Origin of the sequence: Roseivirga seohaensis subsp. aquiponti (genome assembly GCF_001267955.1) — a bacterium.
GTDB lineage: Bacteria > Bacteroidota > Bacteroidia > Cytophagales > Cyclobacteriaceae > Roseivirga > Roseivirga seohaensis.
Map to the genome: position 1 here is coordinate 70501 of NZ_JSVA01000022.1, position 14155 is coordinate 84655.

The window sequence follows — 14155 nt, forward strand, 5'->3', positions numbered from 1 at the left end:
GTCGAGAGCTTAAAGAAACTCTCGACCTTTTGTGTTTTTAGGCATTCATCAATGCTATTTATCAGAAATCAGTTTTAAACCTAACCCATTCACATAGCTTTTGTAAGCCGCAAAGTCATTGGCTAAAAGCACTTTTACCTTGGCTTCCATTGGAGGAATAGCAGCTTCGATAAGCTTCATGGCCGTTTCATCGTTTTTGGTGATTGGCAATTGTACCGACTGCATTGCTCCTCTTACCAAGCCTAATTTAGCAGACAATACCGTTCGGTCACTGTAACTTCCTTGAGGTGCAGGTTTGCTGTTAATCTGGTAATACAATTCGTCAATGGCTTTAATCATTTCTTGTCCACGTTTGATTACTGGGTCTGCCACCGATTTTTCTTCTTCTCTCACCCTTGCATTCACTTTTTCAATAGCAGCTTTTGCATTTCGCAAATCGGTGGTCATGGAACTCACTTGACTTTGCAACTGATTATACTTCTCCATAAATGCTCTTTTGGCAATCATGTCTTGCATGTTCACTTCCATTCTAGGGTCTGCAAAAACATTCACTTTGGCTTCGCTTTGTTCGTTTTTATAGCTTACGCGAATGGTGTAAGTACCTGGGAAAACATCTGGGCCACGAGAAAAACGACCTGCTGATGGATCCCCATCAGAATCTAGCCTCCACTCTAATCGGTTCAAACCATTCTTTGCGTTTTGATTTATGGTTTTCACCACCACTCCTTTGTCATCAAGAATTTCAATCTTAACGCGCTCTGTTTTATCGTCTTTCCCTTTAAAATAGAAAGAGATCATGGCGTTAGGAGAGCGATTGTCGCCTTCAAAAATGGCATCACCAACTAGGTTGGCGCGGTAGCCAAAAGACTCACCAATAAATGCCTTGTATGCATCTGGCGCATCGAAAGCCTGTACCTGCTTATCAAGTAATTTTTTCATTCCCATGGCCGCCATTGCCCGTAGCGGACGAATATCGTCCAATACCCAGAAAGACCTGCCAAAAGTAGCAATCACCAAATCGTGTTCTCTAGGGTGAATCACCATGTCTTGAGTTGGAAGTGTACCGTAACCATTGGTCCATTGCGACCAAGTTGCACCAGCATCTATACTTACCCAAAGACCAAACTCAGTGCCTGTAAACATCAATTTTGGTTCAATTGGGTCTTGTACAAAACTCAAGGTTGCGCCTCTCATATTGGTATCATCCACAAGCCTCGTCCAGGTACGGCCAAAGTTCTTGGTATGATAAACATAAGGCGTCCAGTCATGCATTCTGTGGTTATCTATAACCACGAAAGCCTCTGCGGCATCGTATTCAGAAGGTTGAACTTGAGTAATCCAAGCATTGGCAGGAAGTCCTTTCATGTTGCTCACCACATTGCTCCAGGTTTTACCTCCATCTTGAGTTACTTGAACATTGCCATCATCTGTACCTACCCAAATTACACCTGCTTGCTTCGGGCTTGGTCCAATAGCCGTAATCGTTGTGTGGTTTTCAGCAGCGGTATTATCATAAGTAAGTCCTCCTGATTTGTAATCTTGTTTGGCAGGATCGTTAGTAGTTAAATCCGGAGAAATGATTTCCCATGATGCACCACGGTCGTTGGTTTTATGTAAGAACTGACTGCCGTAATAAGCGACAGATTCATCAATTTTATCTACTTCTAAAGCAGCATTCCAGTTAAAGCGTAAAGCAACACCTTCTGGGTGAACCGGACGAACTTTATTCATTAAGCCCGTTACTCGATCATAATAATTCAAGTTTCCGCCCTGCCCCATTGACCAGCCGTAGCGGTTATCTCTTGGGTCGGGTGCCATGTCAAAGCCATCGCCAGTACTCAGTCGCTGCCAGTAAAAATTACGTATTCCGCCTCTGAACCACGATTGGCTTGGGCCTCTCCAAGAACCATTGTCTTGCGCTCCGCCATAAATATTATAAGGGATGTCATTATCTACTCGAACATGGTAAAACTGTGTAAGCGGAAGGCTCTCTACAAAATGCCAGTTCTTACCGCGATCTCTGGTATAAGTAAGTCCGCCATCATGGCCATCTAAAATATAAGAAGGGTCTTTTGGGTGAATCCACCATGCGTGGTGATCGGTGTGTACTCTTCCGCCAGAAACAAAACTGCCCCAAGTTTTTCCTCCGTCTTCAGAAACCGTAACGGTAGAATGGATACTGTAAATTCGATTTTCATTAATCGGATCAACATAGATATCGGCATAGTAAAAAGGTCTTCCACCTATATTTCTGTCCCCATCTTTCGAAACCTGTCTCCAATTAAAACCGCCATCATCTGAACGGAAAATTGCATTCGATTTTGATTCTACATATGCGTAAACCCTGTTGGGATCTGAAGGGGCAAAAGCCAAACCTATACGACCTAAATCGCCTTTTGGCAAACCATCTTCTGCTGTTCTTCTATTCCAAGTGTCTCCGCCATCTAAACTCACAAATATACCAGAACCAGGTCCGCCTGAATTGAAAAACCAAGGCCATCTTCTGTGTTCCCACATGGCAGCAATGAGTTTATTTGGATTTGAAGGATCGACCACCAAGTCGGCAGCTCCTGTTTTTACATCTATGTACAAAGTCTTATTCCAAGTTTTACCGCCATCTGTGGTTTTATAAATACCTCGTTCTGGATTTTCTCCCCAAGGTGTACCCGTAGCTGCAACTACTGCTATTTTGGGGTCATTAGGGTTGAGGATAATTCTGTGAATACCATTGGTTTTTTCTAATCCTAAAAATTCCCAAGTTCTACCTTTATCAATGGTCTTATAAATTCCAGCACCATTGTTCATGCTATTTCGTGGGTTTCCTTCGCCCGTTCCTACCCAAATTTCATTAGGATTATTTTGATTAATGGCAATAGAACCGATTGAAGCTGACTTGCCGTCATCAAACAACACATCCCAAGTGGAACCTCCATTTTCAGACACCCATAAACCGCCAGCAGCTGTGCCAGCGTAAATTATATCGGGGTTATTAAGCTCTACATCAAAGGCGGTTATCCTACCACTTGCTCCAGCTGGACCAATGCTCCTTGGCTTCATGTCTTCCAAAAGTGACATATCGATTTTTTGGGCAGAAACGGAGCCTAACAGCCCTATAAAGACCATTAGTGTAAGTAAAATTTTCTTATTCATGATATACTAATATGGTTGATCAATGGAAAAGTAGTAAGCCCATTTAAACAATGGAAACAGTATCGGATAGAAGGAGATTTGCCATTAATTAAACCATATTCTAAAACTTCCGTATATTTGGCCAGCTTGAAAAAATCAGTTACCATATTATTCACTACACTTTACTTGCTAGCCAGCACAGGAATATTGATTGGTCAGCATGTATGCATGGGTAGAGTAAAGGAGACTGCACTATTCAAACAACAGGAAAAAAAGTGCAACATGTCTGCCGAAATGCATAAAAGCATGAAAGACTGTTGTGAGGATGAGTGGTCTTTAACCAAAATCGAAGACACACAACAGGCCTCCGCACTTAACGGCATTCCTAATGCCAATTATCATCTTCTTTATGAAGTGCCATACAGCGAGTTACTTGTTGTTATGGACGAGAAAGAAGAAAAAGTAGAAGTTAAGAACACAGGCCCACCCGATGTCCCCAAACTTGACCTCTATATCGCATACCATTCTCTTAAAATTCCTGCGGCATTACAGTCTTAATCAGCCTTATCATAGGTTAGATTTAGCTGTGCCTTTTTAGAAAGCCATCTTATTCCATTTTTAATCTGGAATAAAATCTAATTGAATTGATTTGTGCTGATCTGCCCTTCCCTTGGGCAAAACCGTCATTTTCTGATTGTAACGCACATTTCAATGATCAATAGACTAATTAAATTCTTTTTAGAAAACCGACTTGTCACCTTTCTTTTTATGGTGGCCTTTGTGGGATGGGGCTTAGTAACAGCACCATTCGATTGGGATATCAACCTACCCAAAGACCCTGTACCCGTAGACGCTATTCCTGATATTGGTGAGAACCAACAAATCGTTTTTACCGAATGGGCTGGAAGGTCGCCACAAGACATTGATGACCAAATCACTTACCCGCTTACCTCTTCCTTATTGGGTATTCCAGGGGTGAAAACCATTCGGAGTTCCTCAATTTTTGGAGTTTCTTCCATTTACATCATTTTCAATGAGGACATAGAATTCTATTGGAGCAGAAGTAGAATTATAGAAAAACTGAATTCGTTGCCCAAAGGCCTTTTACCTGATGGAGTACAGCCTGCCTTAGGGCCTGACGCTACAGGGTTGGGTCAAATTTTTTGGTATACAATTGAAGGAAGGGACGAGAATGGCAACCCTTCTGGCGGGTGGGATCCACAAGAAATTAGAACGGTTCAGGACTACACTGTCAGGTATGCTCTGGCCTCAGCCGAAGGTGTATCGGAAGTTGCTTCTGTGGGTGGTTTTGTCAAAGAATACCAAGTGGACATTGACCCAAATGCCATGGAAGGTTATGGTGTTTCTTTAGATGAAGTGGTCAAGGCTGTAAAGGAATCGAACCAAGATATTGGAGCAAAAACTTTAGAAATTAACCGAGCAGAGTATCTAGTAAGAGGGTTAGGCTATGTTAAAAGTCTTGCTGACTTAGAAAATGCAGTTGTAAAATCAAATTCGAATACACCAATTCTAGTCAAAGATTTGGCCCATGTTTCTTTAGGGCCAATGGCCAGAAGAGGTGCTTTGGATAAATCGGGAGCAGAAGCTGTGGGCGGTGTGGTAGTGGCTCGTTATGGAGCTAACCCAATGGCAGTGATTGATAATGTGAAGCTAAAAATTGAAGAAATCAGTCAAGGCCTTCCTTCAAGAACATTGGCAGACGGTACCGTTTCCAAACTTACTATTGTGCCTTTTTACGATCGCACCAAGTTGATTAAGGAAACCATCGGCACTTTAGAAGAAGCGTTAACGCTAGAAATTCTAATTACGGTTGTGGTGGTATTGGTGATGCTCTTTAACCTAAGAGCCTCAATTCTGATTTCCAGCTTGCTTCCCATTGCTGTACTCATGTGTTTTATTGCCATGCGTTATTTTGGTATAGATGCCAATATTGTTGCGCTATCAGGAATTGCCATTGCCATTGGCACTATGGTGGATGTGGGGATTGTGCTCACCGAAAACATTACCCAACACTTGAATGAGAAGAAGGATCAGCCACTTTTGAAAACAATTTTAGAGGCTAGTCAAGAAATTGCCTCAGCTATTATCACGGCTGTTCTAACTACAATTGTCAGTTTTATTCCCGTGTTCACTTTGCAGGCTGCGGAGGGCAAATTATTCTCTCCTTTGGCTTACACTAAGAGTTTCGCGCTCATTGCGGCCATCATTGTTGCCCTAATCATTCTGCCCACAATGGCTTATTGGTGCTTTGGCTTTAAACCTAAAGGCAAAAACCTAAAGTTAGCACTCAACATTGGGCTGATTGCTTTTGGAGTTTGGGCCTTAACTCTATCCTATTCTTTTGCCGGCTGGATATTGATTGCCTTCGGTATTTTAAATATCATTCGCCATTTTGTTCCCTCTCTTGGCTTCTTGAAATACGGGACTATTGCCATTTCTTTATTGGCCATTACCATACTACTAAGTCAAGAATGGATGCCACTTGGGGCTCAAGTAAGTGGCTTGGTTAACTTTATTTTCGTTGCGCTGATCATAGGAATTACTTTAGGCTTCTTTAATCTGTTTATTCACTTCTACCCAAGAATTCTGGATTGGTGTTTACAAAACAGGTTGAAATTCCTACTTGTGCCGACTTTCATTGTTTTATTAGGAATTACCATTTGGCAGGGATTCGATAAGGTGTTTGGTTTTATTCCCGCCACTTTCGGTGACTCAGTTCGCACGAACAAAACCTATTCAAACCTGAGTCATACTTTCCCAGGTATTGGAAAAGAGTTTATGCCTTCATTAGACGAAGGTTCTTTCCTTCTTATGCCTACTAGTATGCCTCACGCAGGAATGGCGCAAAATCTTGAAGTGCTCAAAACTCTAGACATGGCGGTAACTGCTATTCCTGAAATTGAATCTGTAGTGGGGAAATTAGGAAGAACGGAAAGCGCTTTGGATCCTGCGCCCATCTCGATGTACGAAAACATCATCAACTACAAAAGTGAATACCTCACCGATGAAAACGGAAGAAGACTTCGCTTTAAAAAGGAGGGTGGAGAATTTATACGCGATGAAAAAGGCAACTTAATTCCCGATGAAGATGGTTCTTACTTTCGCCAGTGGCGAGACCATATTTCTTCCCCAGATGATATTTGGAATGAAATTGTAGAAGCTACTCGTTTACCGGGCGTTACTTCAGCCCCAAAATTACAACCCATAGAAACTCGTCTTGTGATGTTGCAAACTGGCATGCGAGCCCCCATGGGCATAAAAGTGAAAGGCCCAGATTTGGCCACCATTGAGGCATTCGGTCTACAGCTTGAAGATATTCTGAAAGAAGTGCCTTCGGTAAAAACGCAATCGGTTTTTGCTGAACGAATTGTAGGCAAGCCTTATCTGCTTATCAACTTAGATCGAGAAGCACTGGCCTTATATGGTTTAAGCGTTGTACAAGTGCAGCAATATTTACAAGTAGCGGTTGGGGGCATGGAACTCTCCAAAACGGTTGAAGGCAGAGAGCGATATCCAATTAGGGTTCGTTATCCTAGAGAATTGAGAGATGACCCAGAAGCACTTAAAAATATTCTTATTCCAACCCCTTCAAATGGCCAAATTCCTCTTGGGCAATTGGCCAGTATAGAATACACTCAAGGCGCTCAAATGATTAAAAGTGAAGACACTTTCCTTGTGGGTTATGTGATCTTCGATAAGAACACGGGGTATGCCGAAACTGATGTGGTGGAACAAGCGCAAAACTTAATCGACCAAAAAATTGAAAACGGTGAGTTGAAAGTTCCTTCTGGCGTTTCCTTCCAGTTTGCTGGAAACTATCAAAATCAACAAAGAGCAGAAGCTAGGCTTGCCATAGTTATTCCAATTGTGTTGGCCGTTATTTTCCTAATCCTCTACTTTCAATTCAAATCGGTACCTGTTACGCTTATGGTGTTTTCTGGAATTGCAGTAGCCTTTGGCGGAGGATTCCTAATGTTAGGCCTATATGGTTGGGATGGCTTCCTCGACTTCAGTTTGTTCGGCACCAATATGCGAGAGCTGTTTCAAATCAGCCCAATCAATTTAAGTGTAGCGGTTTGGGTAGGTTTTATTGCGCTGTTTGGAATTGCTACGGACGATGGTGTTTTAATTGCCACTTACCTAACCCAATCTTTTGAAGGAAAGGAGAACCTAAACAAGGAAGAAACAAGAGCCTTAGTCATTGAGGCAGGCAAAAGAAGAGTACGCCCTTGTTTAATGACAACCGCCACTACCCTACTAGCATTATTGCCTGTTTTGACTTCTTCAGGAAGGGGGGCTGATGTGATGATCCCAATGGCGATTCCATCCTTTGGAGGAATGCTTATTGCCTTAATTACACTGTTCGTGGTACCTGTACTTTACTCTTTTTACAAGGATGCACAGTTCCGATCAACATTAAAAATGAAATCGCTATGAACCAGCCATCATACAATTTAATATATCAATTAAACAAATATACCGCTCTTACCATTAAGCTTATTCAGTTAGTGAGTTTTCAGTTACTTTCAAACATTCAAACTATTGAATATCAACTAAAAAGCGTTGTTAATTTTCGCTTAAGAAAAAACATTTTTTATATCTGTGGTGTATGGATATTGATGGGAATGGGCCTTCGGGCTCAATCCCCTCTTAATGATTACCTCATGATTGCCGCTGAGCAAAATCCAGCTCTAAAAGCCAAATACAATCAATACTTAGTTGCCTTAGAAAATGTTAATCAACAAGGGGTTTTACCAGACCCAAATTTAAGTTTTGGTTATTTCATTTCTCCAGTAGAAACCCGTGTAGGTGCTCAACAGCTTAAATTGTCCATCTCACAGATGTTTCCGTGGATGGGTACGCTCAAAACCAAAGAGCAAGCCACAACAAGTATTGCCAAGGCTAGGTTCGAAGAGTTTGAAGAAGCTAAAAACCTTCTTTTTCTTAACGTGAAAACCAAATGGTTGCTTCTTTTTGAGGTTCAAGAAGAAATAAGGATCACCACAGAAAACTTAAGAATTCTGCGTTCCTATGAACCTATCACCAAAACAAAGTACGAAGCCAGTTTAGTCTCATTAACAGACTTAGTGAGAGTTCAGATTACCATTGAGCAGTCGCAGACAAAACTAGAATTACTTGAGCTTAAAAAAGCCAGCCTACTTGGAGATTTCAATACCTTACTCAATCGAGACTTAAATACCGAGGTAATTATCAACGAGTCGTTAGAAATTAATAACCAGCATGGTGCCTCATTAGATTCAGTATTGGTTAATCAACCAGGAATTAAGGCTGTTCAAGCAAATTTAGAAGCCGTAGACAGCGAGGTTATTCTTGCTCAGCTTAAAAGAAAGCCCAATATAGGCGTAGGCTTAGATTATGTAATGGTAAACAAGCGCAAAGACATGACCATGGCCGACAACGGTAAAGATGTGTTAATGCCCATGGTAACCGTTAGCTTACCTATTTTCGGTAAAAAAAATCAATCTGTTATTAAAGAAGCAGAGCTTAAAAAAGAAGTGATTGCAGGACAGTATTACGGTTTACAAAATCAGCTACGAAACACCTGGAACACTACCGAGTTCGATATTCAAGCTGCACTTAAAGAATTGAATCAAATTAATAGTGAGGTAAATAAAACACAGACTTTACTAAGTATTCTGATCAGCGAATACACCAATGACAACCGCAATTTCGAAGACTTATTGGCCACGCAACAAAAGCTATTGCAGTTACAGCTAACCAAAATCAAATCTAAAATCAAACACAGAGAGGCGCTTTACAAGAGAGAGTACCTCACTGGTTCAACCTTAAACCAATTCAAATGAAACCGAAAACTATAACCTTACTTTTTAGCATTGCGCTAAGTTTTATGCTTTATGCATGCGCTGGAGAAAAGAAGCAGGCTGAAGAGCTTAAAGAGCCTACAGCCAGTGAAGAAGTAGCTAAGCCCAAAAGCCCAGCAGCTTCCGCCAAAAACACGATTGGAAACACTCAGGTACAAATAGACTATTATTCACCAGGAGTAAGAGGAAGAAATATTTATGGAGGCTTGGTTGCCTATAATGAAGTATGGGTAACAGGAGCGCACAGTGCCACTTCTATAGAATTTTCTACCGATGTTGAGCTTAATGGAAATAAGGTAAGCAAAGGCAAATACGCCTTGTTTACCATACCGGACAAAAATGAATGGACGTTGATCATAAACACCGATTACAACCAGCATTTGGCCGACAACTATGACCAAGCTAAGGATGTTTTAAGACTACAGCTGGTGCCTGAAAAACTAGAAACTATTCAGGAACATTTACTCTACGAGGTTAATTCTGTAGATAACAATACCGGAGAAATTTCAATCAGTTGGGCTGAAATAAAAGTATCATTCAAAATAGCTACATCATGACCTACATTCGATATATAGTGAGTTTTGGTCTTATCGGACTACTTGTAGGCTGCAATAACGCTAAAGAAGAGAAGCCATTTTTCGATAAGCTAGATTTAAAAACCATGGACGGTAAAGCACTGACCGTAGCAGATTTAAACGGAAAAATGGCCTTTGTAAACGTTTGGGCCACTTGGTGTGGCCCATGTTTGAAAGAAATGCCTTCAATAGAAAGGGCTAAAGCAAAATTGGAAAACGAAGGCTATGTATTCATTGCTGTTTCTAATGAAGAGCATGATAAAATAGAAAGCTTCATTGCAAAAAATGATTACACATTTGATTTTGCCAAGTTAGGAATGGGGCTTGAAGCGCTCAATATATACTCTCTTCCAGCCTCATACATTATAGATGGAAACGGTAATCTCGTTTACGAACACATGGGTGCCAAAGAATGGGACAGCCCAGAAAATATTTCATTGTTCAAATCCCACCTTAAAAATTAAACCATGAAAAAGATTTATTCAATTTTAATCATTGCAATTGTTGCAGCCTCTTCCTGCCAGTCGGCAAAGGAAGTAGAGCCTACAGTTACCAATATTGATAGTCCTGCCGCAGAAGGAAGCCAAGAACCAAACCTCTTTACGGATAAAAAAGGGAACGTTTATTTATCGTGGGTTGAGAAAAAAGAAAAAAAAGCGATTCTCTCGTTTTCTAAATTAGAAAATGGCCAATGGACTTCTCCTAAAAAGATAGCAGAAGGAGGCAACTGGTTTTTGAACTGGGCCGATTTCCCTTCCATTGCTGTCAATGAAGACTGGATGGCCGCACATTGGCTACAAAAAAGAACCGAGAGTACTTACGATTACGATGTGCATATCACCACAGCTAGTAATTCTGGAAATAACTGGATGGAATCGTTTATTCCACACAAAGACAACATAGCCGCAGAACATGGATTCGTGAGCATGATGCCTATTGATAAGGACAGAATGATAGCGACTTGGCTTGACGGAAGGTTTACCAAAGGTGAAGGACACGAAAGTGCAGATGGCCATTCAATGGGAGGTGGAGCCATGACACTAAGGGCTGCTATTTTTGACAGAACAGGAGAGATATCAGAAGAATGGGAGTTAGACAATCGTGTATGCGATTGTTGCCAAACATCTGTTACCATGACAGACAACGGCCCTGTAGTAGTTTATAGAAATCGTTCCGAAGAAGAAATTAGAGATATGGCCATTGTACGCTATGTAAATGGCGAATGGACAGCACCGCAAATCATTAATGCAGACGATTGGAAAATAGCAGGTTGCCCAGTAAATGGCCCATCTGTAACCTCAAGCGGTCAAAACACTGCAGTAGCTTGGTTTACCGCCAGCGGAGGCGTTCCTACTGTTAAACTTGCCATTTCAACCGATGCAGGCGCTACATTCTCAGCCCCAATTGTAGTGAGTGAAAAAATAACAAGCGGAAGAGTAGATGCTACTATGCTGCCAGACCAAACGGTATTGGTAAGCTATATGGAAACCAAGAATGACGCAGCACAAATCATGTTAGCACAATACAATCAAAAAGGAGAGTTGCTTCAAAAAATGGAAGTAGCCAAATCATCCTCATCAAGAAGCAGCGGATTTCCTGTGCTCACCAGCAACAAGGAAGATGTTTATGTTTCGTGGACAGAAATTGGTGAGACTTCAATGGTGAGAACAGCAAAAGTTAATTTATAAGCCGATGAAAATAAACAGATCAATAGTAATAACAGGCTTAGTAACCCTCGGTTTAGGGCTACTTATTGGAGCACTGTTTTTAGGAGGAAGCCCCAACCCCACCGCTCAACTTGATGGACATGAAGGTGAAGGTCATGAGCTAGAGCAAACTGCATCTGGGCTATGGACCTGCTCAATGCATCCTCAAGTTCGGCAGCCAGAACCAGGCGATTGCCCCTTCTGCGGTATGGATTTAATTCCTTTAAAGGAAGAAAGCGGTAGCGACAATCCGAAAATGCTGAAAATGTCGAATGCAGCAATTCAGTTGGCCAATATTCAAACTTCCATCATTGGAAGCGGGAATCCTGAAGCAGGGTTAACATTGAACGGAAAAGTAAAAGCAGATGAACGCAGAGTAAATGTACAAACCACTCACTTTGCTGCCAGAATTGAAAAGCTATACAAAAACTTTGAGGGTGAAACCGTACGCAAAGGCGACAAAATAGCTGAGTTGTATTCACCCGAATTGGTTACCGCGCAAGAAGAGCTCATTGAAGCCAAAAAGGTTGAAAATTCCAATCCTATTTTGCTCGAAGCTGCGCGTAAAAAACTTCACCATTGGAAGTTGAGCATGGAGCAAATTCAGAAAATTGAAAGCTCTAATACACCCATGCGCACCTTTGATTTACTTGCTGATTATGATGGAGTTATAAGCAAGAAAATGGTGAGTAATGGAGACCACCTTAATGAAGGTGGAGTGCTTCTGGAAATCACTGATCTATCTAAAGTTTGGGCGGTATTTGAAGTATATGAAAGAGACTTAAAAAACTTAAGTGTCGGCCAGCAAATTGACTTCACTGCTAGATCAATTTCAAGTCAGCAGTTTTCAGGAAAAATAGCCTTTATCGAGCCGGTGTTAAATGCAAGCAGCAGAGTTGTAGAAGTTCGAGTAGATGTTAATAACGCGAATGGGGCACTAAAGCCTGATGTTTTCTTGAAAGGTAAAGTAACCATGAACTCAGAAAGTGGTGGTCTGATGGTGCCTAAATCAGCTGTTTTATGGACAGGCGAACGTTCTGTAGTTTACACCAAAGTGAATGAAGAAGGCAACGAATACTTTATGTTGAATGAAGTAACCTTAGGCGATGCTTCAGGCGACTATTATCAAGTAAAATCTGGCCTGTCTATCGGTGACGAAGTGGTCACCAATGGCGCATTCACTTTAGACTCTGAGTCGCAGCTCAAAGGCAAAATAAGCATGATGAATCCTAGAAAAAATACAGCAGAAGCCTCTAGCTCTGGTTTTCCTGTAGTCACTTTACCCGAATCAAAAGATTTCAAAAGTCTTGTGGCGGCTCCTTTCCAAAAACAGCTTGGAACAGTAGCCACAGCCTATATCGACTTAAAAGATAAAATGGTAAAAGGTGAGCCCAATAGTATTAAAAGTGCAGCTGTAAAAGTGAAGGAACTGCTGTCTAAAGTAGATATGAGCCTGACCAAAGGTGAAGCCCATACACACTGGATGGCCATGCTGAACCCAATGGATGAAAGCCTTAAGAAAATAGAAGGAAGTAGCAACAGAGACCAACAAAGGCTAGAGTTCATTAACCTTTCTAAAGCCTTAATCAATGCGGTTCAATCGTTCGGCACCGATATTAATAGCCCGCTCTATGTTCAGTTTTGCCCTATGGCAAACGACAACAAAGGAGCGACTTGGATAAGCAAAGACGAGAACATTATTAACCCATATTTTGGAGACATGATGCTGACCTGCGGAAGCGTGGAGTCGGTGATTGGTCAATAGTCAATAGTCAATAGTCAATAGTCAATAGTCAATAGAGAAAAACGAAACAAACATAAAACGATAATGAAAAGAGCAATTCTATTAATCGCATTGGTAGCCACAGTGGTTGCCTGCGGTGGAAACAAAGAAGAAAAATCAACAGCGAAAGTAAACTTGGTAGAAAACTACTTGGCTCTAAAAGATGCCTTAGTAGCCACCGATGGTGCTAAAGCTCAAAAAGCCGCCAACGATTTTCTTAAAGTAAACAACAACGATGCTTTAACAGCAGACTTGAAAGCCATAGCTGGTAGCACTGATGTGGCTACTCAACGCATTGCATTTGAAGGTCTATCTGCAAACATGTATTCAATCGTAAAGGCAGGAGGTTCAGAAACTGTGCTCTACAAGCAGTATTGTCCAATGGCATTTAACAACAAAGGAGCCTATTGGTTAGCAGCCGAAGAGCAAGTAAATAATCCATACTTCGGTGATAGAATGCTTCACTGTGGAAGTGTTCAAGAAACTATCAATCAGTAAAATCAATCTCAAAGATCCGGGATAAAGTAGATAACTCTACTTTATCCCAAAATAACCACGTTACTTTTCCAACCGCTCAATAATTCTTTTCATTTGAGCAATTTCTCTTTCTTGGGCCTCAATAATCTGCTTTGCCAATTCAGCAGTTTCAGGATCTTCAAACGTTGCATTTTCACTTACCATGATGGCCGAAGAATGGTGAGGAATCATGGCCTTCATATACTGTACATCCTTAATTGGAGTTTGCGTTCTCAATGCAGTTAATACAACAATAAACACGATTGCAGCCCCTGAAATAATCACTGTATTAAGTCTTTTATTCTCATACATTCCCCACATAAACAACATCATACTAATAGCCATTGGAGCTACCATCAGTAAACTCATGTAGGTTCGGGTGGTGCTCAGCAAAATATGATCAATTTCAGCCACGTTTAAAAACATGATTCCGTACATCATCATAAATGAGACGAGCATCATAAATAGAAACTTTAAGTAGGGTGACAACTTTTGGTTTGGGTTATTCATAACAACATGATTTAGTTTAAAAACAGCAGGTTAAAACAACCTATCTATCAGATAATTAAGTCAAAATACCAT

General features: G+C 41.1%; 10 protein-coding genes. 8 read left to right on the forward strand and 2 right to left on the reverse strand.

Annotation, left to right across the window (positions count from 1 at the left end; all coding sequences use genetic code 11):
- Positions 1-54 precede the first annotated feature (54 nt).
- Positions 55-3150 (reverse strand): VPS10 domain-containing protein, encoded by a 3096-nt coding sequence (locus OB69_RS16860; protein ID WP_053224932.1) that lies wholly within the window; start codon positions 3148-3150, stop codon positions 55-57.
- A gap of 15 nt (positions 3151-3165) precedes the next feature.
- Between OB69_RS16860 and OB69_RS16865 the strand changes: the two genes are divergently transcribed.
- The 8 genes from OB69_RS16865 to OB69_RS16900 all read left to right on the forward strand — a co-directional run bounded on the left by OB69_RS16865 (position 3166) and on the right by OB69_RS16900 (position 13555).
- Positions 3166-3687, forward strand: coding sequence for an HYC_CC_PP family protein (locus tag OB69_RS16865; protein WP_053224933.1), 522 nt, complete (start codon positions 3166-3168; stop codon positions 3685-3687).
- 153 nt (positions 3688-3840) lie between these two features.
- A complete protein-coding gene (locus OB69_RS16870) occupies positions 3841-7587 on the forward strand; it encodes an efflux RND transporter permease subunit (RefSeq protein WP_053224934.1) in 3747 nt (1248 codons plus the stop codon).
- Positions 7584-8975, forward strand: coding sequence for a TolC family protein (locus OB69_RS16875; protein WP_053224935.1), 1392 nt, complete (start codon positions 7584-7586; stop codon positions 8973-8975). The genes OB69_RS16870 and OB69_RS16875 overlap by 4 nt, the downstream gene beginning before the upstream one ends.
- Entirely contained in the window at positions 8972-9550 is a 579-nt protein-coding gene (locus OB69_RS16880; RefSeq protein WP_053224936.1) for a DUF2911 domain-containing protein, read from the forward strand. The genes OB69_RS16875 and OB69_RS16880 overlap by 4 nt, the downstream gene beginning before the upstream one ends.
- Positions 9547-10032 (forward strand): TlpA family protein disulfide reductase, encoded by a 486-nt coding sequence (locus OB69_RS16885; RefSeq protein ID WP_053224937.1) that lies wholly within the window; start codon positions 9547-9549, stop codon positions 10030-10032. The genes OB69_RS16880 and OB69_RS16885 overlap by 4 nt, the downstream gene beginning before the upstream one ends.
- Before the next feature lie 3 nt (positions 10033-10035).
- A complete protein-coding gene (locus OB69_RS16890; protein ID WP_053224938.1) occupies positions 10036-11256 on the forward strand; it encodes a hypothetical protein in 1221 nt (406 codons plus the stop codon).
- A gap of 4 nt (positions 11257-11260) precedes the next feature.
- Positions 11261-13039: an efflux RND transporter periplasmic adaptor subunit gene (locus OB69_RS16895; RefSeq protein WP_053224939.1), complete on the forward strand. Its 1779-nt coding sequence runs from the start codon at positions 11261-11263 to the stop codon at positions 13037-13039.
- A 63-nt stretch (positions 13040-13102) separates the two neighbouring features.
- Positions 13103-13555 (forward strand): DUF3347 domain-containing protein, encoded by a 453-nt coding sequence (locus OB69_RS16900; RefSeq protein ID WP_053224940.1) that lies wholly within the window; start codon positions 13103-13105, stop codon positions 13553-13555.
- Positions 13556-13615: 60 nt separating this feature from the next.
- Here OB69_RS16900 and OB69_RS16905 read toward each other — a convergent pair whose 3' ends face one another.
- Positions 13616-14083, reverse strand: a complete 468-nt coding sequence (locus tag OB69_RS16905; protein WP_053224941.1) for a DUF305 domain-containing protein — start codon at positions 14081-14083, stop codon at positions 13616-13618.
- Positions 14084-14155 lie beyond the last annotated feature (72 nt).